At 65.6% G+C, this 23002-nt stretch carries 17 protein-coding genes; 8 read left to right on the top strand and 9 right to left on the bottom strand.

Annotated elements, in window-relative coordinates:
• Window positions 1-35: 35 nt before the first annotated feature.
• A complete protein-coding gene (gene murJ / locus OID54_RS19080) occupies window positions 36-2285 on the bottom strand; it encodes a murein biosynthesis integral membrane protein MurJ (RefSeq protein WP_329021226.1) in 2250 nt (749 codons plus the stop codon).
• A 45-nt stretch (window positions 2286-2330) separates the two neighbouring features.
• A complete protein-coding gene (locus OID54_RS19075; protein ID WP_329021225.1) occupies window positions 2331-4733 on the bottom strand; it encodes a DUF6049 family protein in 2403 nt (800 codons plus the stop codon).
• 243 nt (window positions 4734-4976) lie between these two features.
• Here OID54_RS19075 and OID54_RS19070 point away from each other — a divergent pair, with 243 nt between their 5' ends.
• Window positions 4977-6419 (top strand): CCA tRNA nucleotidyltransferase, encoded by a 1443-nt coding sequence (locus tag OID54_RS19070; protein WP_329021224.1) that lies wholly within the window; start codon window positions 4977-4979, stop codon window positions 6417-6419.
• Window positions 6420-6539: 120 nt separating this feature from the next.
• On the opposite strand, the gene OID54_RS19065 is transcribed toward OID54_RS19070, so the two are convergent.
• The 3 genes from OID54_RS19065 to OID54_RS19055 form a co-directional block, all read right to left on the bottom strand.
• Window positions 6540-7811: an MFS transporter gene (locus tag OID54_RS19065; RefSeq protein ID WP_329021222.1), complete on the bottom strand. Its 1272-nt coding sequence runs from the start codon at window positions 7809-7811 to the stop codon at window positions 6540-6542.
• Between the two features lie 188 nt (window positions 7812-7999).
• Entirely contained in the window at window positions 8000-9082 is a 1083-nt protein-coding gene (locus tag OID54_RS19060) for an inositol-3-phosphate synthase (RefSeq protein WP_329021221.1), read from the bottom strand.
• Window positions 9083-9141: 59 nt separating this feature from the next.
• Window positions 9142-9858 (bottom strand): PadR family transcriptional regulator, encoded by a 717-nt coding sequence (locus OID54_RS19055; protein WP_329021219.1) that lies wholly within the window; start codon window positions 9856-9858, stop codon window positions 9142-9144.
• 358 nt (window positions 9859-10216) lie between these two features.
• Between OID54_RS19055 and OID54_RS19050 the strand changes: the two genes are divergently transcribed.
• A complete protein-coding gene (locus OID54_RS19050) occupies window positions 10217-12997 on the top strand; it encodes a transglycosylase domain-containing protein (RefSeq protein WP_329021218.1) in 2781 nt (926 codons plus the stop codon).
• 136 nt (window positions 12998-13133) lie between these two features.
• On the top strand, window positions 13134-14651 hold the full coding sequence (locus tag OID54_RS19045) for a glycosyltransferase family 87 protein (RefSeq protein ID WP_329021217.1): 1518 nt from the start codon (window positions 13134-13136) through the stop codon (window positions 14649-14651).
• A 161-nt stretch (window positions 14652-14812) separates the two neighbouring features.
• Here the strand turns inward: OID54_RS19045 and OID54_RS19040 are convergent, their stop codons facing one another.
• The 3 genes from OID54_RS19040 to OID54_RS19030 form a co-directional block, all read right to left on the bottom strand.
• Entirely contained in the window at window positions 14813-15844 is a 1032-nt protein-coding gene (locus tag OID54_RS19040) for an alanine racemase (protein WP_329021216.1), read from the bottom strand.
• A 104-nt stretch (window positions 15845-15948) separates the two neighbouring features.
• The gene (locus OID54_RS19035; protein WP_329021215.1) at window positions 15949-17067 is read right to left on the bottom strand and encodes a lipid II:glycine glycyltransferase FemX; all 1119 of its coding nucleotides are present in this window, start codon (window positions 17065-17067) and stop codon (window positions 15949-15951) included.
• Window positions 17068-17229: 162 nt separating this feature from the next.
• Complete coding sequence (locus OID54_RS19030) at window positions 17230-17547, bottom strand: hypothetical protein (protein WP_329021214.1); 318 nt, start codon at window positions 17545-17547, stop codon at window positions 17230-17232.
• 280 nt (window positions 17548-17827) lie between these two features.
• Here OID54_RS19030 and rpsF point away from each other — a divergent pair, with 280 nt between their 5' ends.
• The 4 genes from rpsF to rplI all read left to right on the top strand — a co-directional run bounded on the left by rpsF (window position 17828) and on the right by rplI (window position 19560).
• Window positions 17828-18118, top strand: a complete 291-nt coding sequence (rpsF, locus tag OID54_RS19025) for a 30S ribosomal protein S6 (RefSeq protein ID WP_329021213.1) — start codon at window positions 17828-17830, stop codon at window positions 18116-18118.
• A gap of 74 nt (window positions 18119-18192) precedes the next feature.
• Window positions 18193-18804, top strand: coding sequence for a single-stranded DNA-binding protein (locus tag OID54_RS19020; RefSeq protein WP_329021211.1), 612 nt, complete (start codon window positions 18193-18195; stop codon window positions 18802-18804).
• Between the two features lie 55 nt (window positions 18805-18859).
• Window positions 18860-19096: a 30S ribosomal protein S18 gene (gene rpsR, locus OID54_RS19015; protein WP_003956534.1), complete on the top strand. Its 237-nt coding sequence runs from the start codon at window positions 18860-18862 to the stop codon at window positions 19094-19096.
• Between the two features lie 17 nt (window positions 19097-19113).
• Window positions 19114-19560, top strand: a complete 447-nt coding sequence (gene rplI / locus OID54_RS19010; RefSeq protein WP_329021210.1) for a 50S ribosomal protein L9 — start codon at window positions 19114-19116, stop codon at window positions 19558-19560.
• A gap of 158 nt (window positions 19561-19718) precedes the next feature.
• Here the strand turns inward: rplI and OID54_RS19005 are convergent, their stop codons facing one another.
• Window positions 19719-21056, bottom strand: coding sequence for an MATE family efflux transporter (locus OID54_RS19005; protein ID WP_329021209.1), 1338 nt, complete (start codon window positions 21054-21056; stop codon window positions 19719-19721).
• Between the two features lie 442 nt (window positions 21057-21498).
• Here OID54_RS19005 and dnaB point away from each other — a divergent pair, with 442 nt between their 5' ends.
• Window positions 21499-22968 (top strand): replicative DNA helicase, encoded by a 1470-nt coding sequence (gene dnaB / locus OID54_RS19000; protein ID WP_329027634.1) that lies wholly within the window; start codon window positions 21499-21501, stop codon window positions 22966-22968.
• Window positions 22969-23002: the final 34 nt, after the last annotated feature.

Here is a 23002-nt window from a genome sequence, read left to right as displayed (position 1 = left end):
AGCGGACAGCGATGGTTGTGCGGTATTGCAGTCGACTAGCGGCCGAGACGCCCGCGAACCATTCCGACCATGGAGTTCAGCTCCTCGATGCGCATCCGCTTCGCCGCCAGGAAGAACACGGCCAGGAGCACGATTCCACCCGCCACCAGTGCGGCAAGGGAACCTACGGCTCCGCCACCGAGGGTCTTGAGGATGGCGTACGCGGCTGCCCCGCCCAGGGCTGCGGCGGGAAGAGAGGCCAAGCAGAGCCGGGCGTAGGTCCGCAGTACGTGCGGACCGTCGAGATCTCCGCCCAGGCGCTTGTTCAGCCTGGACCAGGCGACACCGACGCCGACCATGTAGGCGAGCCCGTACGAGGCCGCCATGCCGACGACCGCCCAGCGGGCTGGCAGTACGACAAAGCTGATCGCGGAGGCCAGCGCGTTGACGAAGGCCACGATCACCGTGTTGTAGAAGGGCGTCCTGGTGTCTTCGTAGGCGTAGAAGCCACGGAGTACGACGTACTGCACCGAGTACGGGATCAGCCCGAGACCGAATGCCATCAGGATGAAGCCGATGTTTCGGGCACCTTCCTCCCCCGATCCGGCGTACAGCAGGCTGGTCATCGGTACACCGAGCGCGAGGAAGGCGAAGGCACAGGGCACGATGGCGACGGCAGAGGTTCGTAGGCCGTGGGAGATGTCGTCGCGTACGGCCGCCGAGTCGCCATCGCTGGCGGAGCGGGAGATCCTCGGGAGGACGGCCGTCATGACCGATACGGTGATGATCGCCTGCGGCATTTGCCACAGGAGCAGGGCGTAGTTGTAGGCGGTGATGCCGGCGCCCGTGACGCCCTCTTCCCTCTCGGCCGTGCCTCCGGCCCAGGTGGCCAGCTGGGTCACGACGATCATGCCGAGCTGGTTCGCCAGCACGAAGAAGAAGGTCCACTTGGCGAGGCCGGCGGCCTTGCCCAGGCCCTGCCCCTTCCAGTCGAAGCGCAGCTTCATCTTGAAACCGGCTTCGCGCAGGTACGGGATCATTGCCAGCGCCTGAACGACCAGTCCGAGCAGGGTGCCGATGCCGAGCAGTCGGACACCTTCGGGAGTGATGGTCGAGCTGTCCACTCCGGTCTCGGTGAAGCTGCCGAACGCCCAGATGAAGGCACCGAAGGTAGCGATGATCACGATGTTGTTCAGGACCGGGGTCCACATCATCGCGCCGAATCGACCGCGTGCGTTGAGGATCTGCCCAAGCACCACGTGCACGCCCATGAAGAACAGGGTCGGCAGGCAGTAGCGGGCGAAGGTGACCGCCACCTCCATCTGCTGGGGGTTGGACGCGATCTCTTCCGACATGATCTGGATCAGGATCGGTGCCGCGAGAACGCCGAGCGTGGTGACACCCGCGAGCAGGACGATGACGAGGGTCAGCAGCCGGTTGGCGTACGCCTCTCCGCCGTCGTCGTCGTTCTTCATGGCCCGCACGAGCTGGGGGATGAAGACCGCGTTGAGGGCGCCACCGCCGACCAGGACGTAGATCATGGTCGGGAGGACGTTGGCGACCTGGTAGGAGTCGTTGAGCGTTCCCACGCCGATGGCCGCTGCCATGACCAAGGTCCGGAGGAAGCCGGTCAGCCGCGAGACGATGGTGCCCGCAGCCATGATGGCGCTGGACTTCAACAGCCCTGCGGTCTTGTTGGCCGGCTTCTGCGGCGGTGGCGCAGGCAGTGGTTCTGCCGCTGGTGCCGGGATCTGCTGGGGAGATGCCTGCTGGTCCCGGAAGAGATGGGCGAAGGCGTCCGGCTCCGGCTCCCGATCGCCCGCCCGGGTGACCAACTCGTCGACACCGGTGAACTGAGTGGTCCTCGCGTCGTCGCCGTAGGGCAGATGCCGGGAAGGGCCTTCGGGCTCGGGCGGCGGGGTCTGGGCCCAGACCCGGGGATCGGGTGCGTACTGCGCAACAGGCGGCTGCTGGTACAGCGGCTGCGGCTGCTGGTAGGTGCCAGGAGGGGGCGGTGGGTGGGCAGCCCGGTCGTAGAGGGCCTCGGCGACCGGATCCTGGGCGGACAGATCATGGGTCCGGTAGGGGTCCTGGGCATAGGCGTCCTGCGTATAGGGATCCTGCGCGTAGTGCTCCTGGCCGAATCCCTCCTGGCCATAGCCCGCAGGTCCGTACCCCTCGTGTCCATAGCCCTCTTGAGGGGCCGGGTGCTGTGCGCCGGGGTCAGGTTCAGGCTGCGGCGGAACCTGACCGTCTGGGCCCACGCCCGCGCCCTGACCGCGGTCACCGTCGTACGGCGCGTTCATTGCTACCCCACCTCATCGTCCCCGGCCGGCCGGCCACGACATCGCTCAACGGTCCACTTTCTCACCCGGGCCCGATGCGTTGCCGCTTTCCGGTTCGGTGTCCGGTGTCGGGTCACTCGCCTGCCCGGGATCGGGCTCGCGGATGTCGCCCTCAGGGCGCTCGGTGGCCCCTTCCCCTTCTCCTGCTGCTGCCTCGTTCTCGTTCTCGTTCACGGGCCGTGGCGTCTCGGCGTCGTCCTCGTCGGACGTCGCCTCAGCGGCGGCAGGGTCCAGCAGAGCCGCCCGCTTGCGCTGCGTGTACATCCGCACACCGGCGAGGACCAGCAGCAGCACCCCACCGGCGATGACGAGCATCACGGTGGGAGTGATCTCCGAGACCTTCACCGTGAACTGCATCTTCTCGCCGTATGGCTTGTTGTCCTGTGTATAGAGCTGGGCGGTCATGCGGACCTGGCCGTTGGCATTCGCCAGGGCGTCGAACTTCACCGACTGGCTGTGTCCGCCCTGCACGGTGACCGGCTGTTCAGCGGTGCCCTTGTCCTCGCCGAGGCTCAGTCGCGCTGCATTGTCCGAGCTGAGCCGGAGAACCAGATTGTCGACGCCCTGCACCAGCCGGTTCTGCACCGTGACCGGGATCGTCGCACTCCGTCCGGAAAGGGTGATCTGCGACTTGTCGATCAGCTCCACTTCCTCAGTGAGGGACTGGAGGTTCTTCTGTACGCCGTCCCGGTACGACTGGGCCCCGACCGGGTTCCCACGCCACGACGTGGACATCTCACGGTCGATGGCCCGCCCGAACGGCGTCTCCACCCGGTCCATCTGCGTCAGGATGACCGTGAACTTATCGAGGGCGTTCTGCGTGGCCCGGATGTCCTGGAACGCCCGCACGGGCAGCTCCTGCTTCCGCAGGCTCTTGGGGTACCGGGACGAAGGCGCGACCGTGGTCGTCGCCCCCGCATCGGGCTCGACCGCCGCGGCAGACACCAGGTCCAGCGGACGGGTCCAGCGCTGCGCGTCCAGGGCCGTGAGCGCGCGGGCCATGGACTGGGCCTGGGAAGCGCTCGGCATGCGCTGGGGGGCCACGACGATGCTGCGGGGGTTGCCCGGGTCCTGAAGTGTCACTGCCAAGGTCTGGGCGAGGAACTGCTGAATGGCGAGCGTCGAATCCCCGCTGTTCAGCATGGGGCCCTGGAAAGCCTTCGAGAGCCGGACGTCACTGACCACGGCGGTCGTTCCACCGCCGATCGGCCGGGCGGCCGTCGCGGTGTACTCCAGGTTGTCGCGCAGGCTGTCGCTGCGCGCGATCACCTTGCTGGCGCCCGCCGAGGTCGCCACATCGACGATCGACGAGTCCACGGCACCGTCGACAGGCCAGGCGAAGTCAGTGGACGGCTTCTCATGAATGATCGTTTCCACCGTCTTGGCGGCGACGTCCGTGGCTTGCTGAAGGTGACTGAGGGAACCGGACACATGCTTGCCGCGGTGTGCCAAAGAGGCGAGATCTGGATCGGCGAAGGGTAGCGCGACCACCTTGCGGCCCTCGACGGCTGCTTCGACAGAAGTCAGCCATTGGTTGGCGACCGCCTGGTTCCGCCCCGCGACCGTACGGTCCCCGCTCTTGACCCGGTAGTTTCCCGTCATCGCGTCCACGGTGGCCAGGAGGTCGGGATCCACCACCCAGGTGACCGGAAGCCCTTTGCCCAGGGCGACCATCTGGCCCAGCCGACCTTCGGGCGCCAGTTCCTTGGCCAGGGACTCATCAGCGAAGACCGGTGTCTGGCGTTCGTCCGAGCCCGTCTCCGTCTCTGACGTGAGGTGGGTCGAGGAGATCAGAGGCCAGAGGTAGGTGAGCTGGGTCCGCTTGTCCAGGGTGTCGGGTTGCCACGGCAGAAAGGTCCGCTCCATGCCCAGCACCTGGTCGATGGGCTCTGCCGGAGTCCTGCCCTGAAGCGCGACGCCCAGTTGGTAGACCCCTCCGTCCCCCAGGTCCAGTTCTTCCACCGGGACGGAGAGGGAGAAGTCCCTGCTGATGCCGGCGACGAGTTCGGGGAGCTTCAGGGTGTACTTGTCGTTGATGGGGCGCCCATCGACACCCGGGGTGTAGCCGGTCCGTTTGGCAGCTCGATCAATGGCCGTCCTGCCCTGCAACTGGGATCCGACGTACAGCTCAAGTTCGACATCGGTCACGGTCTGTTTGCCCTGGTTCAACACCGTGCCGGAGATCGTGAGGGTGTCGTCCTCAACCGGTGCGGCCGGTGTGAAGGAGGAGAGGGACACCGCGACCGTGCGCGAGCCCGAAGGCGCTTCGTCGGCATGGGCAAGGGAGGCTCCCGGCCCGCCGAGGAGACCTGCCACCAAGGGGAGGCCGGCCACCAGGGAGGCTGCACGACCCAGTCGTCGGCGGGCAGGGGAAGGGAGCGCCCCTTGGAAGTCTGCCGCCTCGGCCACGCGCACGTCCGTCCCTGTTGTCTGTCGCCATTGGTCGCTGTCGCATATCGCGTCCACGCATGGTAACGAGGCACGCTGTGCTGAAGTGCCGCGGAGTGTTTTACAAGATCGCAACGGTTAGCCGAATGTGCTCTTTCCGCGAGCTGGGATCTTGCTCCTGTTGTCTGTGTGGCCAGGCGGGCATCGTGGGGCGCAAGTAAAGACGGGCGCTTCCGTCGCCGGGGCCACGTACCCTCTTCTGTTGTGCCGAACGCCAACGAAGACATCTCCACCGCGCTGAATCAGGTGCAACACCGCGCGGTGACTCAACTACTGCGTGTAGCCCCCGTCGCCGACGATCTTGCCCGCCTCTTTCGGGATGCGGGATTCAGTCTTGCCCTCGTGGGAGGCTCGGTCCGGGACGCGCTACTCGGTAGGCTCGGTAACGATCTTGACTTTACGACGGACGCCCGCCCCGAGGACGTACTGAAGATCATCCGCCCCTGGGCTGATTCGGTATGGGACGTGGGCATCGCCTTCGGGACCGTCGGCGCTCAGAAGGACGGCTATCAGATCGAGGTCACGACCTATCGGTCCGAGGCGTACGACAGGACTTCGCGCAAGCCTGAGGTCTCCTACGGTGAATCCATCGAAGAGGACCTCATCCGCCGTGACTTCACGGTGAATGCGATGGCCGTTGCCCTGCCGGAGAAGGAGTTCATCGACCCTCACGGCGGTTTGGAAGATCTTGCGGTCCGAGTGCTGAGGACCCCGGGTACGCCGGAGGATTCCTTCTCGGATGATCCGCTGAGGATGATGAGGGCCGCACGGTTCGCGGCTCAATTGGACTTTGAGGTGGCCCCGGACGTCGTTTCCGCGATGAAGGACATGTCCGACCGTCTGGAGATCGTCTCGGCGGAGCGGGTTCGGGATGAACTCAACAAGTTGGTTCTCTCCGCGCATCCACGCAAGGGGCTAGCGCTCCTCGTCGATTCTGGTTTGGCCGACCGAATGCTGCCCGAGTTGCCTGCGCTGCGACTGGAGAGCGATGAGCACCACCGGCACAAGGACGTGTACGAGCACTCCCTGACCGTGCTGGAACAAGCCATTGATCTTGAGGAGGATGGGCCTGATCTGGTGCTCAGGCTGGCTGCCCTTCTGCATGACATCGGTAAGCCGCGGACTCGACGCTTCGAAGAGGACGGGCGGGTGTCTTTCCATCATCACGAGGTGGTGGGCGCCAAGATGACCAAGAAGCGGATGACCGCTCTGAAGTACTCCAATGAGATGGTCAGGGACGTCTCGCGGTTGGTGGAACTGCATCTGCGATTCCATGGATACGGTGCCGGCGAGTGGACGGATTCCGCAGTGCGTCGGTATGTCCGTGACGCTGGGCCTCAGCTGGCCCGACTGCACAAACTCACCCGCTCGGACTGCACCACCCGCAACAAGCGCAAGGCGAGCGCCCTGTCCCGCACATATGACGGGCTTGAAGAGCGGATCGCTCAGCTACAGGAGCAAGAAGAGCTCGACTCCATCAGGCCCGACCTCAACGGCAACCAGATCCAGGAGATCCTCGGCGTGGGGCCCGGGCCGGTGATCGGGCGCGCCTACAGCTTCCTGCTGGAGTTGCGCTTGGAGAACGGCCCAATGGATCAAGAGGCAGCCGTCGCCGCACTGAAGGACTGGTGGGCAAGTCAGGAGTAGTGGGGGTGGGGCTTGATGTTTCACGTGAAACACCAAGCCCCACCCTTGGGCTCACTTTCGGCAGGGCGATGTTTCACGTGAAACATCGCCCCGAGTGCTTGGCGATCCACGGCGTCCCTGTCATGCGGATCGCGTGTCCACTCGATTCCACCGGGCCAGGGTGATGGCGGTTGCCCCATAGATCAGTGCGACCAGTACGAGAAGCTGTAGCGATCGCCCGTCCGGGGGCAGTATGAGTGCGGCCACTCCGGCCGCCCCTACGAAGGCGACGTTGAACAGCACGTCATAGAGGGAGAAGACGCGCCCTCGATAGGCGTCATCCACCGAGGTCTGAACGACCGTATCGGTGGTGATCTTTGAGCCTTGAGTGATGAATCCCAGGATGAACGCAGCGGCCAGCGTGGGGCCCGGAGTGAAGGAGAGCCCCAACGCAGGGACGAGCAAGGCCGCCGCTCCCGAGCAGATGGCCATCCAGCCCACGCGGCCGAGTCGGTGAACTGCCCAGGGTGTCAGTACTGCCGCCGCGAAGAATCCGGCTCCGGAGATGCCTACGGCGACCCCCAGGAGGGCAAGGCCGTCCTGCTCGTTCTCGTACCAGGCATAGCGGCAGAGCATCAGGACCATGACGGTCAGTGCCCCGTAGTTGAAGCGCATCAAGGTCATCGCGGTCAGCACTCGGGCGGCTGCGGGACGTTCCACGAGATGGCGCAGCCCCGCCCTGAGTCCCCGCGCCGTCGAGGCGAGGGCGGCGCCCAGGCGGGGTTGGATCTGCTCTGGATCTGGGCCGAGGAGCTGTTTGTCCATACGGAGCGAGGCCAGTGCGGAGCAGAGGTAGAGCACCGCCCCTAGTGTCACCACAGCAGCATCGGAGTCTTCCGAGATCAGTCGGACAGCGAACGCCAGTCCGCCACCTGCCGTGGCCGCCAAAGTGCCCGCAGTCGGTGAAAGTGCGTTGGCCGTCACCAGACGCTCCTGATCGACCACCCGCGGAAGCGCCGCGGAGAGCCCGGCCAGAACAAAGCGATTGACCGCAGTGACGGACAAGGCGGACGCAAAAAAGATCCAGTCGGGCACCGACGCAAGGATCAGCACGGCGGTCACTCCTGCGAGGAGCGCTCGCAGGAGATTGCCGTAGAGAAAGATCTGCCGCCGCCGCCAGCGGTCGAGGAGTACTCCAGCGAACGGCCCGACGAGGGAGTAGGGCAGCAGGAGTACGGCCATCGCCGAGGCAATGGCCGCCGGAGAGGTCTGCTTCTCCGGGGAGAAGACCACGTATGTAGCGAGGGCAACCTGATAGACACCGTCGGCCGATTGGGAGAGCAGTCGCACGGCAAGCAGACGACGGAAGTTGGTCAGGCGGAGGAGTACGCGCAGATCACGTACGGCAGACATGCGATCAAGGGTCACACATGCGAAGGGTCCCCGAGTGGATGACCCGGGGACCCTTCACGGTCGTTCAGCTCAATGGAGAACGCTCAGCGAACTTCGCCGCATTCAAAAGGTGTCGACTGATCGGCGACACCGGGATCCCGTGCCATGGAGCGGCCGGGCTCTGAGCGATGCTGAGTGACGAGGAGCGTCTAGCGCTCGACCTCACCCGCGATGAACTTCTCGACGTTGTCACGGGCCTCGTCATCGAAGTACTGCACGGGCGGCGACTTCATGAAGTACGAGGAGGCGGAGAGGATCGGGCCGCCGATACCGCGGTCCTTGGCGATCTTCGCAGCCCGCACGGCGTCGATGATGACACCGGCGGAGTTCGGGGAGTCCCAGACCTCAAGCTTGTACTCAAGGTTCAGCGGAACGTCACCGAAGGCACGGCCCTCAAGGCGGACGTACGCCCACTTGCGGTCGTCCAGCCAGGCCACATAGTCCGACGGGCCGATGTGGACATTGTCCTCGCCCAACTCGCGGTCGCGGATCTGCGAGGTGACGGCCTGCGTCTTGGAGATTTTCTTCGACTCCAGACGCTCCCGCTCCAACATGTTCTTGAAGTCCATGTTGCCGCCGACGTTCAGCTGCATCGTGCGGTCCAGGATGACACCCCGGTCCTCGAAGAGCTTCGCCATCACCCGGTGGGTGATGGTGGCACCGACCTGGGACTTGATGTCGTCACCGACGATCGGGACGCCCGCCTCGGTGAACTTGTCCGCCCACTCCTTGGTGCCGGCGATGAAGACCGGGAGAGCGTTGACGAAGCCGACCTTGGCGTCGAGGGCGCACTGGGCGTAGAACTTCGCCGCAGCCTCGGAACCGACGGGCAGGTAACAGACCAGAACGTCGACCTGCTTGTCCTTGAGGATCTGGACAACATCGACCGGGGCCGCGTCGGACTCTTCGATGGTCTGGCGGTAGTACTTGCCCAGACCGTCCAAGGTGTGCCCACGCTGCACGGTGACGCCACTGTTCGGCACATCGCAGATCTTGATGGTGTTGTTCTCGCTGGCGCCGATGGCGTCCGCCAGGTCGAGGCCGACCTTCTTGGCGTCCACGTCGAAGGCGGCGACGAACTCGACGTCCTTGACGTGGTAGTCACCGAACTGGACGTGCATCAGACCCGGCACCTTGCCGGCCGGGTCGGCGTCCTTGTAGAACTCGACGCCCTGCACCAATGAGGCGGCGCAGTTGCCCACGCCGACGATGGCTACGCGAACCGAACCCATTCCGGTTGCTCCCTGTTTGTTCTCGGTATTCCGGATGAGACCCTGCGGACCGCGGGGTCTCAGTTGACGGTGTCGTTGGACGGATTCGGAGGGGTGTCCGGTCCTGAGGGCATGCCCTCGGTGGACTCGGAGCTCCCGAGCCGAGGCAGGCCGTCCGCCGACCCAGTTGTGTTGTCGTGTTGAGGCGAGCTGTCCAAGGAGGGCCGCCGTTGGTCCCGTCCCGCCCGCTCGCTCTCGATGAGCTCGTTCAACCAGCGCACTTCGCGTTCCACGGACTCCATGCCGTGCCGCTGGAGCTCAAGGGTGTAGTCGTCGAGACGCTCGCGGGTTCGTGCCAGGGAGGCGCGCATCTTCTCCAGCCGTTCCTCCAGCCGGCTGCGCCTACCTTCCAGCACGCGCATCCGCACCTCGCGCTCCGTCTGCCCGAAGAAGGCGAAGCGAGCCGCGAAGTGCTCGTCCTCCCAGCTGTCCGGGCCGGTGTGGGAGAGCAGTTCCTCGAAGTGGTCTTTACCTTCCGCCGTCAACCGGTAGACGATCTTGGCGCGGCGCCCTGAGAGTGAAGCGGCCAGGGCGTCCTCTAGAGCGCTTCCCGGTTCCTCGATCAACCAGCCGTTGGCGACCAGCGTCTTGAGGCAGGGGTAGAGGGTCCCGTAACTGAAGGCCCGGAAGATTCCCAGTGAGGTGTTGAGCCGTTTGCGCAGCTCATACCCGTGCATCGGGGCCTCGCGGAGCAAGCCGAGCACGGCGAACTCAAGGATGCCGGAGCGTCTGCTCATCATCCTCGCCTTCGTTCGCCCGGCTGCTTATGTCGTGCTGATGTATCGAGTCGATACATCAGCACGATATGACGAGGTCTGGCGTGCGACAAGGGGGCTCATGGTGAACGGCGTCACATCCCCAAATGATGTTGAGCAACTTGCCTGTTTTGGGATGAACTTCAGTGCTAGAGGAGCTTTGACCGTGCGTAGTCTGTGCGGATGCCGACCACCGGGAACCATGGGATGCCTGCAGACGTCAATGCCGTGGGTGCTCAGAGGATGAGACCTTTGTCTGGTCTGGTCCGTATCCATTCCGGGGGCCCGGAACACAACTGCCGCTTCCAGGCGTCTCGCCTGCCCGAGGAGTAGTCGTTCGATGAGCGAGCACCGTCGCAAACCGCCACAACCGCAGGGTGGCGGGCGGGCGGCTGCCAGGCGCGCCGCCCAGCAGCCATCCGGCCGTCGCGCAGCACCGCCACGGCGTAGCACTACGGAGCCACCTTCCGCCCCTTACGGGCAGGACTCTCCCCCCGGTTCCCCCGCGGAGCCCACGCCTCAGGGGGATGACCGCACATACACCAGCCGGGCCGAAGCCCGTCGTGCCGCCCAGCAGCGCGGCTCCGGCCGTCGGCGGGTCGACGGTGGCGCTGGTGGGGCTGCGGGTGGCCGTGGCGGTCGACGTGGTGGTGGAGGCGGCGGCGGTGCTCGGGGGTCAGGCCACGGCGGCGACCCCGGCAAGAGGCGGTTCATCGACTACCCGCGGGGTGGCAAGGACGGCTGGCGCCGTTGGGCGCCGTCCTGGAAGCTCGCCACCGGCGTCAGCCTGGGCGTCATCGGTCTCATGATGGTCGCGGGCGGAATCGGCTACGCGCTGGTGGGCATCCCCGACCCGGACAAGGGCGCGACCGCACAGAACAACGTCTACCTCTGGGACGACGGTTCTCAGATGGCCGCCACCGGCGGCGAGATCAACCGGCAGAACATCTCCTTCGAGCAGATCCCCCTGCACATGCAGAACGCGGTGATCTCCGCGGAGAACAAGACGTTCTGGGAGGACGAGGGCATCGACCCGATGGGCATCGGTCGAGCCCTGGTGAACATGGCCAAGGGCGGCCAGACCCAGGGCGGCTCCACCATCACCCAGCAGTACGTGAAGAACAACCGGCTCCGGGACCAGTCGCAGACCCTGAGCCGGAAGTTCAAAGAACTGTTCATCTCGATGAAGATCGATAACGAGGTGGACAAGCAGGACATCATGGCCGGCTATCTGAACACGTCGTACTACGGACGCGGCGCCTACGGCATCCAGGCCGCCGCCCGTACGTACTACGACAAGGACGCCAAGGACCTCGACGCCAGCCAGAGTGCGGTGCTCACGGCGCTGCTCAAGGGCCCGACGTACTACGACCCGGCCGGGGCCATCGACATCGACCCCGCGGCCACCCGGGAGAAGAACCTGAAGCGGGCCACCAAACGGTGGAAGTGGATCCTCGGCGAGATGGTCAAGGACGATCACCTTGACTCCGCCGATCGTGATAAGTACCTCCAAAAGGGCTATCCCATGCCCGAGTCCGTCAAGAAGGCCGCCAACCTCAGCGGACAGGTCGGCTATCTGGTCGACCTCGCCAAGGCCAGCTTCCTCAGCAAGAACGGCGGCAAGCCGACGGCCGACGAGCTCGCCCAGGGCGGGTACGAGATCCGCACGACCTTCAACCAGGACAAGGTCAACAAGCTCGCCAAGACGGTCAAGGACGTCTATGACGAGAACATCGACCCCAAGAAGCGCCCGGACACGGACACCTTCGTGCAGTTCGGCGGCGCTTCGGTGGAGCCCGCCACCGGGAAGATCGTGGCGATTTACGGTGGTGAGGACGCCACCAAGCACTTCATCAACAACGCCAATGAGACCGGCGCCCAGGTCGGATCGACGTTCAAGCCCTTCGTACTCGCATCTGCGATGACCGACGGGGTTCGCGATCCCGAGCTCAGCGAGAACCAGTCGCTGGAAGAGCGCAAGATCGTCGACCCCGACAAGAGCGTCTACAGCGGCAAGAACAAGCTGAAGATCAAGCGCTACGACGGATCGATCTGGCGGAACGAGGAGGGCAAGGAGTGGTTGCAGGTCAACGACCGGGACAAGTCCTACGAGGACCTCAATCTCCGTGAGTCGATGGTCGTCTCCGCGAACTCTCCCTTCGTCCAGCTCGGCATGGACATCGGCATCCCCCAGGTGCGGGATTCCGCGGTCAAGGCCGGTCTGCTGGAGACCTCTCTGGACAAGTCCAACGTGCCGTCGTTCTCCATCGGCATCTCCACCCCGAGCGCCATCCGGATGGCGGGCGCGTACGGAACCTTCGCGGCCAACGGCCAGCAGCGCGATCCGTACTCGGTGCAGGAGGTCAAGAAGGAGTCCGTCACCATCTACAAGCACAAGGACGAGCCGACGGGAGCGTTCCCCGCGAACGTCGCCCATACGGTGACCGACGTGCTGAGGGACGTGGTCGACGAGGAGGAGGGCACCGGTAGGAACGCCCGTCTCCCGGGGCGTCAGGTGGCGGGCAAGACCGGTACGACCGACGGCAACAAGTCGGCGTGGTTCGTGGGCTACACCCCTCAGCTGTCGACTGCGATCGACATGTTCCGCCTCGACTCGGACGAGAAGAACAAAGAGCGTTCCTTCGAGATGATGTACGGCACCGGTGGCAAGAAGAAGGTCCACGGATCGTCCTTCCCCTCGGAGATCTGGAAGCGCTACATGACCAAGGCGCTCAAGGGCGAGCCGAAGCTGACGTTCCCGAAGCCCGAACCCATCGGTGAGGCTGTCTGGGGCGGTGGCGCCGAGAGTCCGGCGCCGACCCCGCAGCCGGAACCGACCGAGTCGGAGTCCGAGAAGCCCGTCGAGAGCCCGTCCCCGTCGAAGACCCCGAAGCCTTCGCCTTCGCCGTCTCCTTCGGCGAGTGAATCGTGTGACCCGTGGGGACTGGACTGCGGTGAACCGGGTGGCTCCGAAGGCGGTGATCCGGGCGGTTCCGGCAACGGCGGTTCCGGAGACGGCGACAGCAGCGGAGGACCGGGTCCCAGCACCAGTCCCTCGCCATCGGGCTCGGGTGGGCCCGGTAGCAAGGGCGGTGGATGGCTCGGAGGACCGGACGGCTGATCGACGGTCGTCGGATGGCAGTGCCCCACACCGGTGGTGATCGGTGTGGGGCACTTCTGCGTGGTGTCATGGCCACGGGCGCCTGTCTTGGCGGACCGTGACGGCGCAGTCGGTGCCGTACGGCAGGATGAGCACCATGCCCAGCACAGAGAAGACCACCGTGCCCCAGGACCGGCCGGACGTACGTCCCACCCGGCGGGACTCCATCGCAGCCGCCGGCAGCGAACTGATCGGTGGTCCCCTCGGTCGCTGGGCCCAGCGCCGTAGCACCGGGCCGTTCACTCCCGTACGCGTTGTCGCGCTGGTCGCCCTGGGGATGTTCGCCCTGGGGATGGTGCAGAAGATGCCCTGCTACAACTGGGCCTGGTTCCGGGGAGCCAGTTCGCAGTACACCCACGCCTGCTACTCCGACATTCCGCATCTGTATCTGGGACGCGGCTTCTCGGAAGGGCTCATCCCCTACTTCGACCGGTTGCCCGGCGACATGGAGTTCCTGGAGTACCCCGTACTGACGGGGCTCTTTATGCAGGTCGCCTCCTGGCTGAATCTCGCCGAGGGGTCGATCCAGCACCAGGAGCAGGTGTACTGGATGATCAACGCCGGCATGTTGATGATCTGCACCGCGATCCTTGCGGTCTGCGTCGCCCGTACGCACCGCCGACGGCCCTGGGACGCACTGCTGGTGGCCCTGGCGCCGGCCTTCGCGCTGACCGCGACCATCAACTGGGACCTGCTGGCCGTGGCGCTCACCGCCGCGGCGATGCTCATGTGGTCGCGGAGCAGGCCGCTGGCCTTCGGCATCCTCATCGGGCTGGCGACCGCGGCCAAGCTCTATCCCGCACTGCTGCTCGGCCCGCTTTTCCTGCTGTGCTGGCGGACGGGGAAGTGGCGCGAGTTTGCCACTGCGACCCTGGGGGCGGCAGGGGCCTGGCTGGTGGTGAACGTCCCGGTGATGGTGTTGGCGCCCGAGGGGTGGAAGAAGTTCTATACGTTCAGTCAGGAGCGGCAGATCGACTTCGGCTCGTTCTGGCTGATCATCACCGAACGCACCAAGTCGCCCATCGCGGTCGAAACGGTCAACACCTACGCCACGCTGCTGATGCTGCTCGCGTGCGCCGGGATCGCAGCCCTCGCGCTGGCAGCTCCCCGCAGGCCCCGGTTCGCCCAGCTGGCCTTCCTGGTGGTGGCCGCGTTCATCCTCACCAACAAGGTCTACTCGCCGCAGTACGTGCTGTGGCTGATCCCGCTGGCAGCGCTCGCCAGGCCGCGCTGGCGCGACTTCCTGATCTGGCAGACGTGCGAGGTCATGTACTTCCTGGGGATCTGGATGTACCTCGCGTACACGACGGGCGACAAGCACCAGGGCCTGCCGCCCGAGGGATACCAGGTCGCCATCGCCCTGCATCTGTTGGGGACGCTGTATCTGTGTGCGCTGGTGGTCCGCGACATCCTGCTGCCGGAGCGGGACGGGGTGCGCCAGGACGGGTCGGACGATCCGTCCGGTGGAGTCCTGGACGGCGCTGCCGATGTCTTCGCGCTGGTCCGGGACACCGGGAAGGTCGAGGAACCGGTGGACGGCGTCAAGGTGGACTGGGGCGTGGCGCCCGAGCAGCCCAGCGGCTGGGGTGGCGGGGGCGGTTCGCGACTGCTCTAGGTCGTGTCCGACCAGGAGCGGCGTCCGTCCGCAGGGCGTCGCAGACCAGACGGGATGTGTCTGACAAGCCCGGTTCTGCCGGTGTTCTCGCCTGGACGGCACCGGCCCCGGGTCTCAGCGCCCGAGGCCGATGTGCCCTGGTCAGGGCAGGTACGAGGAGGTCAGCGGTCGACGATCCGGTCGAACTGGGTGGTGGTGTGCCGCAGATGGGCCACCAGTTCGTCGCCCACGCGGGGTTCCTGGGCGTCCGAGGGCACGAAGAGGATCGACACCTGCATGTGCGGAGGCTCGGCGAACCAGCGCTGCTTGCCCGCCCAGACGAAGGGGGCCAGGTTCCGGTTGACCGTCGCCAAGCCGGCCCGGGCGACACCCTTGGCGCGGGGCATCACACCGTGTAGGGCCTTGGGGGCCTCCAGCCCGACTCCATGGGACGTTCCGCCTGCGACGACGACCAACCAGCCGTCGGACGCCGCCTTCTGCTGCCGGTATCCAAAACGGTCACCCTTTGCGACGCGCGTGACGTCGAGTACGGAACCGCGGTACTCGGTCGAGTCATGGTCGCCGAGCCATAGCCGAGTGCCGATACGGGCGCGGAACCGGGTCTGCGGGAACTGTTGACGCAGCCGGGCGAGCTCTTCAGCGCGCAGATGGCTGACGAACATGGTGTGCAGCGGCAGCCGTGCAGCTCGGAGCCGGTCCATCCAGCCGATGACCTCTTCGACGGCGTCGGAGCCGTCCGTCCGGTCCAGCGGCAGATGGATCGCGAAACCCTCCAGCCGTACGTCCTCTATGGCGGCGGCCAGTTGCCCCAGGTCCTGCTCCAGGACGCCGTGGCGCTTCATGGAACTCATGCACTCGATGACGACGCGTGCTCCCACGAGGGCGTGCACGCCGTCAACGGAGGAGACCGAGCGGATGACCCGATCGGGTAGCGGAACGGGCTCCTCGCCGCGGCGGAACGGGGTCAGGACCAGCAGATCGCCGCTGAACCAGTCCTTGATCCGGGCGGCTTCGTAGGTGGTGCCGACGGCCAGCATGTCGGAGCCGAATCGGGATGCCTCTTCGGCGAGCCGCTCATGGCCGAAGCCATAGCCGTTTCCTTTGCAGACCGGCACCAGACCGGGGAACTGGTCGATCACAGACTTCTGGTGCGCCCGCCAGCGCGTGGTGTCGACGTAGAGGGAGAGCGCCATGTGCCGGCCCGGAACCTTTCTGGTGGCTGCGGTGTATCAGAGGTGTGGACAAGAACTACGAGGTTACGGCGTGGGTGCGCAGGACGTCTGCGGCGCGGGACGCGTCAGCGGCGCGACATATACATGTCGAGGGCCTTGTGCAGCAGTTTGTTGAGCGGGAAGTCCCATTCGCCGACGTATTCGACAGCCTCTCCGCCCGTGCCGACCTTGAACTGGATCAGACCGAAGAGGTGGTCGGTCTCATCGAGGGAATCGCTGATTCCACGCAGGTCGTAGACGGTCGCACCCATGGCGTAGGCGTCGCGCAGCATCCGCCACTGCATCGCGTTCGAGGGCCGGACCTCCCGCCCGATGTTGTCCGACGCGCCGTACGAGTACCAGACGTGGCCGCCGACGACGAGCATCGTCGCCGCGGACAGGTTCACACCGTTGTGGCGAGCGAAGTACAGCCGCATGCGGTTGGGGTCCTCGGTGTTGAGGACCTGCCACATGCGCTGGAAGTAGGACAGGGGGCGGGGGCGGAACCGGTCGCGGATCGCGGTGATCTCGTAGAGCCGCTGCCATTCCTCAAGGTCCTGGTAGCCGCCCTGGACGACCTCGACGCCGGCCTTCTCGGCCTTCTTGATGTTGCGACGCCACAACTGGTTGAAGCCCTTGAGGACATCGTCGAGGGACCGGTTCGCCAGCGGGACCTGATAGACGTACCGGGGCTGGACGTCGCCGAAGCCGGCCCCGCCGTCGTCGCCCTGCTGCCAGCCCATCTTCCGCAGCCGGTCGGCCACTTCGAAGGCCCGGGGCTCGATGTGCGTCGCGTCCACGTCCCGCAGCCGCTTCACATCCGGGTCCTGGATACCCGCCTTGATGGCCGGTGCGTCCCAACGCCGGATCACGACCGGTGGCCCCATCTTCACGGAGAACGCGCCCTGTTGCTTGAGGTGGGCGAGCATCGGCCGGAGCCAGTCGTCCAGATTGGGCGCGTACCAGTTGATGACCGGACCCTCGGGCAGATAAGCGAGATACCGCTTGATCTTGGGGAGCTGGCGGTACAGCACCAGACCGGCACCCACGAGCTGGCCGTTCTTGTCGAACCAACCGAGGTTCTCCGAGCGCCATTCCGTCTTCACATCGGCCCATGCCGGGACCTGGCAGTGACTTGCCGACGGCAGGGACTGGATGTACGCCAGATGCTGCTCTCGGCTGATGGTCCTCAGGGTCAGGCTCATGTGGGGCGCTCCTCAGCAGGTATGTCCCCATGGGTCAGGGGCTCCGGCTCTCGGGCCGAAGCCTACTGCGCTGGGGGAGCGCCCCGAATGGCCGTGTGCCGTCGCCTAGGAGGTGGCCGGCGGCTTTGCTCGCGGCTTGAGTCTCCTCTGCTCAGCCGTCGCTCACCCGAGGACTCCGCCGAAGAGGCCGCCGTGCGCCATTCCGAGGAAGAAGCCGAAGGCGGATGCGCCGAGTCCGATGATCAGTGCGGTCCGTTCACGCGTGGTGACGGAGATGAACTGTCCGTAGCCACCGGTCAGGATCCCCACCAGCCCGGCCCATGAGCTGAGCAGATGCAGGCTGTGGAACATCGCGGTGATGAAGGCGACGACCCCGAGGACCAGAGTCACCGCGACGAGGGTGTCCTGAAGGGGGTGGGGCTTGCCATCCGTGGCGAAGAGGGAATTCGTGGACGGATGGCGTCGCATTGCTTGTGCCATGGAGCACCTCCTGGCGTAGCCGGAGCGCGGCGCTTCGTAGCCCCGCGCACACCCGATGTGTACAGATTGCGTCTCCTCCCCACAGGATTTCAACCGGACGCACCTCTACGGGTACTCTGTACGGTCTGCACCAGTGTCTGTCGAGTCTCTGGCCAGTCCGGAGGACGATCGCCCGCGATTGTCAGTGGCGACTGGTTGACTCAGTCACTGTTGCAACGCATCACGACCCTCCTGCCACGGAACGACCGTGGCCGCTGAGTCCAAAGGAGGTGGGTTCTACATGCGTCACTACGAGGTGATGGTCATCCTCGACCCCGATCTGGAGGAGCGCTCTGTCTCCCCCCTGATCGAGAACTTCCTCTCCGTTGTCCGTGAGGGCAGTGGAAAGGTTGAGAAGGTCGACACCTGGGGCCGTCGTCGTCTCGCTTACGAGATCAAGAAGAAGCCCGAGGGCATCTACTCGGTCATCGACCTGCAGGCCGAGCCTGCGGTCGTCAAGGAGCTCGACCGCCAGATGAACCTGAACGAGTCGGTCCTCCGGACCAAGGTCCTTCGTCCCGAGACCCACTGAGCATCTAGCTCAGAGGTCATCGGGTTCGAGTAGCAGCAAGCAGCCAGAAGCAATCCCCGCCGAGAGGTTCACCCATGGCAGGCGAGACCGTCATCACGGTCGTCGGCAATCTCGTCGACGACCCCGAGCTGCGCTTCACCGCATCCGGTGCGGCGGTCGCGAAGTTCCGTATCGCGTCCACTCCCCGCATGTTCGACAAGCAGACCAATGAGTGGAAGGACGGCGACAGCCTGTTCCTGACCTGCTCGGTCTGGCGTCAGGCGGCGGAGAATGTCGCAGAGTCGCTGCAACGCGGTATGCGTGTTGTCGTGCAGGGCCGTTTGAAGCAGCGGTCCTACGACGACCGCGAAGGCGTCAAGCGCACGGTCTACGAGCTGGACGTCGAGGAAGTCGGCCCCAGTCTCAAGAACGCCACGGCCAAGGTCACCAAGACCACCGGTCGAGGTGGCCAGGGCGGCTACGGCGGTGGCGGCGGTCAGCAGCAGGGCGGCGGTAGCTGGGGTGGAAACTCTGGTGGCCAGCAGGGCGGCGGCGGGGCAGCACCCGCAGACGACCCGTGGGCCACGAGTGCTCCGGCCAGCGGCGGTCAGCAGCAGCAGGGCGGCGGCGGAGGCGGCTGGGGCGGAAGCTCCGGCGGTGCTTCCGGTGGCTCTGGCGGCGGCTACTCGGACGAGCCCCCCTTCTAGGGGATTCCTCCAGGGGAGCTCGTTCCCCACTTCTTGATCACACAGGAGATACACCATGGCGAAGCCGCCTGTGCGCAAGCCGAAGAAGAAGGTCTGCGCATTCTGCAAGGACAAGACCGTATACGTGGACTACAAGGACACGAACATGCTGCGGAAGTTCATTTCCGACCGTGGCAAGATCCGTGCCCGCCGCGTTACCGGCAACTGCACGCAGCATCAGCGTGACGTCGCCACGGCCGTGAAGAACAGCCGTGAGATGGCGCTGCTGCCCTACACGTCCACCGCGCGCTAAGGGAGGGTGACCGAATCATGAAGATCATCCTCACTCACGAGGTCACTGGCCTCGGTGCCGCCGGCGATGTCGTCGACGTCAAGGACGGATACGCCCGCAACTACCTGGTCCCGCGCGGTTTCGCGATCCGCTGGACCAAGGGCGGCGAGAAGGACGTGGCGCAGATCCGCCGCGCCCGCAAGATCCACGAGATCGCGACCATCGAGCAGGCCAATGAGGTCAAGGCCAAGCTTGAGGGCGTCAAGGTGCGTCTGGCTGTTCGCTCCGGCGACGCCGGCCGTCTCTTCGGTTCCGTGACTCCGGCTGACATCGCCACGGCGATCAAGTCCGCCGGTGGCCCGGAGGTCGACAAGCGTCGTGTGGAGCTCGGTGCGCCGATCAAGACCCTGGGCTCGCACCAGGTGTCCGTGCGTCTGCACCCCGAGGTCGCCGCGAAGCTTGGCGTCGAGGTCATCGCCGCCTGAACGCGGTAAGCGACTGAACAAGGAAGAGGGCCGCACCCCCTGGGTGCGGCCCTCTTCTACTGTCTGCGCTCCGGTGGGCTGCCGTGTTTCACGTGAAACCGTGAAACACGGCAATCCATGGGAGCATCCGGTCACGATCCGGACGGCCGCAGCTGGGGTCAGCGAGTCGCCCCGACCACAATCCACCGGCCGGATCGCATGCGCAGCCAGAGGGTCACCAAGCGCATGGTCATCATCAGAGTCATAGCCCACCACAGCGCGGTCAGTCCGCCGCCCAGGGACGGGACGAGCAGGGCGACGGGTGCGAACACTGCCAGAGTCGCGAGCATGGCCCAGGCCAGATACGGGCCGTCCCCCGCTCCCATCAATACGCCGTCGAGGACGAAGACCACACCGGCGATGGGTTGGGAGACGGCGATCACGAGCAGTGCGGGGAAGAGTGTGTCGTGTACGGCTTGGTCACCGCTGAAGAGCGGGACGAAGAGGGGACGCAGGGCCATCAGGAGAATGCCGAGGACCACGCCGGAGGCCACCCCCCACTGCACCATGCGACGACATACCTGGCGCGCTCCTTCGGCATCACCAGCCCCCAGGTAGCGGCCGACGATCGCTTGTCCGGCTATGGCTATCGCGTCGAGGGCGAAGGCCATCAAGCTCCATAGGGAGAGCACGATCTGATGGGCGGCGACGTCGGTGTCGCCGAGCCTGGCGGCCACGGCCGTGGCGATCATCAGAACCGCGCGCAGCGAGAGCGTACGGATGAGCAGAGGTGCTCCTGCTTGGGCGCTGGCCCGGATTCCTGCGGCGTCGGGCCTGAGCGAGGCGTTGTGGCGTCGGGCACCGCGTATCACGACGGCCAGATAGGCGATGGCCATACCGAACTGTGCGAGGACGGTGCCCCAGGCGGAGCCCGCGATGCCCCAGCCGGCTCCGTAGACCAAGACCACATTGAGGATCGCGTTGGCGGTGAAGCCTCCAATGGCGACATAGAGCGGGGTCTTGGTGTCCTGAAGCCCGCGGAGAACGCCTGTGGCGGCAAAGACGATCAACATCGCGGGGATGCCGAAGCTGGAGATCTGTAGATAGGTGATCGCGTAGGGGGCGGCCGTGTCGGAGGCGCCCAAGACGTCGATCAGCCAGGGAGCGGACGGGAAGGTGAGAGCGACCATGGCCAGGCCCAGGAACGCCGCGAGCCAGATGCCGTCCATGCCTTGTCGGATGGCAGCGGGGAGATCGCCCGAGCCGACCCTTCGGGCGACGGCGGCGGTTGTCGCATAGGCGAGGAAGACGAAGATGCTCACCGCGGTCAGGAGGAGCGATGCCGCAATGGCGAGACCGGCGAGTTGGTGCGTTCCCAGATGGCCCACGATGGCGCTGTCGACGATCACGAAGAGCGGTTCGGCGACGAGCGCTCCGAAGGCGGGGACGGCGAGGGCGACGATCTCTCGATCGTGCCGTCGGCGAAGCGCTTTCGGAGCCGTGGGTGCCTGTGTCATGCGCCCAATGTAATCTTCCACAGGTAAGAGCTGCAATATGACATTGATCCTTACTTTCGACCAGGAAGTCGACTTGGCTGTGCGTCGATTGTTCTGATCTTGGTCCGGTTGGAAAAGTTTTTCTCCCCCACAGCCGGTGGATGGAGAAGTCGCAGGTCAAGGTGTGTGCGTCGCGGCGAATGGGATGTTGTCCACAGTGCTGTCCCCCGGTCCGTGCACAGGTTACGACGAGTTCTCCACAGCATCTGGTCGGTCATCCACATGGCCTGTGGATAACCAGATTGGCTGACGGTGGTGAGGGGCCTACCGTGGACCGTCGCTCGACGCGCCGGAAGCGGGGCCGAGCCGCTCGTTTTGTCAGTGCCGTGCCGTAGAAAGAGAGGGCACGGCGAGGTCCGCTCAGCGGACGGGAGGAGGTGGCCCGGTGAGCATTTCCGAGCCCTTGGACGACCCGTGGGCGGCCGAAACCGGCCCCGGCGATCGTCTGCCCGTCTCCCGCCAACGCCGCAACGACCAGCGCGGCGGTGGCCGCGAGGACCAGCACGAGCGCGGGCGGGACAACGGCGGTTGGGACGGAGGCTCCTCCGGCTTCGAGCGGGTTCCCCCGCAGGACCTCGACGCGGAACAGTCCGTTCTCGGTGGCATGCTCCTCTCCAAGGACGCGATCGCCGATGTCGTGGAGATCATCAAGGGCCATGACTTCTATCGGCCCGCGCACGAGACCGTCTACACGGCCATCCTCGACCTCTATGCCAAGGGCGAGCCCGCGGACCCCATCACCGTGGCGGCGGAACTGGTCAAGCGGGGAGAGATCACCCGTGTCGGCGGTGCCCCCTATCTCCACACCCTCGTGCAGTCGGTGCCCACCGCAGCGAACGCCTCCTACTACGCGGAGATCGTCCATGAGCGGGCCGTGCTGCGGCGGCTGGTGGAGGCAGGCACCAAGATCACACAAATGGGATACGCGGCCGACGGTGACGTCGACGAGATCGTCAACTCCGCCCAGGCCGAGATCTACGCGGTCACCGAGCAGCGCACCAGCGAGGACTACCTCCCCCTCGGCGAGATCATGGAAGGTGCGCTCGACGAGATCGAGGCGATCGGGTCCCGTAGCGGTGAGATGACCGGTGTGCCCACGGGCTTCACCGATTTCGACTCGCTGACGAACGGACTGCACCCGGGCCAGATGATCGTGATCGCCGCGCGTCCGGCGATGGGCAAGTCGACCCTGGCACTGGACTTCGCCCGAGCCTGTTCGATCAAGAACAATCTGCCCAGCGTGATCTTCTCCCTGGAAATGGGACGCAACGAGATCGCGATGCGACTGCTCTCCGCCGAGGCCCGGGTGGCACTGCACCACATGCGGTCCGGCACCATGACCGACGACGACTGGACGCGCCTGGCGCGTCGGATGCCGGACGTCTCCCAGGCTCCCCTGTACATCGATGACTCCCCCAACCTCTCCATGATGGAGATCCGGGCGAAGTGCCGAAGGCTGAAGCAGCGCAACAACCTCAAACTGGTGGTCATCGACTACCTTCAGCTGATGCAGTCCGGCGGCTCCAAGCGAGCCGAGAGCCGACAGCAAGAGGTCTCGGACATGTCCCGTAACCTCAAGCTCCTCGCGAAGGAGCTAGAGGTCCCGGTCATCGCCCTCTCCCAGCTCAACCGTGGCCCTGAGCAGCGCACCGACAAGAAGCCCATGGTCTCCGACCTGCGTGAATCGGGATCCATCGAGCAGGACGCGGACATGGTGATCCTGCTGCACCGCGAGGACGCGTACGAGAAGGAGTCCCCCCGGGCGGGTGAGGCAGACCTGATCGTCGCCAAGCACCGTAATGGCCCCACAGCGACGATCACGGTTGCCTTCCAAGGGCACTATTCGCGGTTCGTGGACATGGCGCAGACCTGAGACGACGGTGAGACCAGCGCGTGGGTGCTGCTGC

This window comes from Streptomyces sp. NBC_00690, from assembly GCF_036226685.1.
Taxonomy (GTDB): domain Bacteria; phylum Actinomycetota; class Actinomycetes; order Streptomycetales; family Streptomycetaceae; genus Streptomyces.
The sequence above is the reverse complement of the archived record's forward strand: the minus strand, read 5'-3'. Positions and strand labels throughout refer to the sequence as shown.

Bases quoted from the DNA above. Each gene is read 5' to 3' on its own strand.
- OID54_RS19020 (WP_329021211.1), top strand. From the start codon at position 18,193: ATGGCAGGCGAGACCGTCATCACGGTCGTCGGCAATCTCGTCGACGAC.
- rplI (WP_329021210.1), top strand. From the start codon at position 19,114: ATGAAGATCATCCTCACTCACGAGGTCACTGGCCTCGGTGCCGCCGGC.
- OID54_RS19050 (WP_329021218.1), top strand. From the start codon at position 10,217: ATGAGCGAGCACCGTCGCAAACCGCCACAACCGCAGGGTGGCGGGCGG.
- OID54_RS19005 (WP_329021209.1), bottom strand. From the start codon at position 21,056: ATGACACAGGCACCCACGGCTCCGAAAGCGCTTCGCCGACGGCACGAT.
- OID54_RS19030 (WP_329021214.1), bottom strand. From the start codon at position 17,547: ATGGCACAAGCAATGCGACGCCATCCGTCCACGAATTCCCTCTTCGCC.
- OID54_RS19040 (WP_329021216.1), bottom strand. From the start codon at position 15,844: ATGGCGCTCTCCCTCTACGTCGACACCACGCGCTGGCGGGCGCACCAG.
- OID54_RS19055 (WP_329021219.1), bottom strand. From the start codon at position 9,858: ATGAGCAGACGCTCCGGCATCCTTGAGTTCGCCGTGCTCGGCTTGCTC.
- OID54_RS19035 (WP_329021215.1), bottom strand. From the start codon at position 17,067: ATGAGCCTGACCCTGAGGACCATCAGCCGAGAGCAGCATCTGGCGTAC.
- OID54_RS19045 (WP_329021217.1), top strand. From the start codon at position 13,134: ATGCCCAGCACAGAGAAGACCACCGTGCCCCAGGACCGGCCGGACGTA.
- rpsR (WP_003956534.1), top strand. From the start codon at position 18,860: ATGGCGAAGCCGCCTGTGCGCAAGCCGAAGAAGAAGGTCTGCGCATTC.
- OID54_RS19065 (WP_329021222.1), bottom strand. From the start codon at position 7,811: ATGTCTGCCGTACGTGATCTGCGCGTACTCCTCCGCCTGACCAACTTC.
- murJ (WP_329021226.1), bottom strand. From the start codon at position 2,285: ATGAACGCGCCGTACGACGGTGACCGCGGTCAGGGCGCGGGCGTGGGC.
- rpsF (WP_329021213.1), top strand. From the start codon at position 17,828: ATGCGTCACTACGAGGTGATGGTCATCCTCGACCCCGATCTGGAGGAG.
- OID54_RS19060 (WP_329021221.1), bottom strand. From the start codon at position 9,082: ATGGGTTCGGTTCGCGTAGCCATCGTCGGCGTGGGCAACTGCGCCGCC.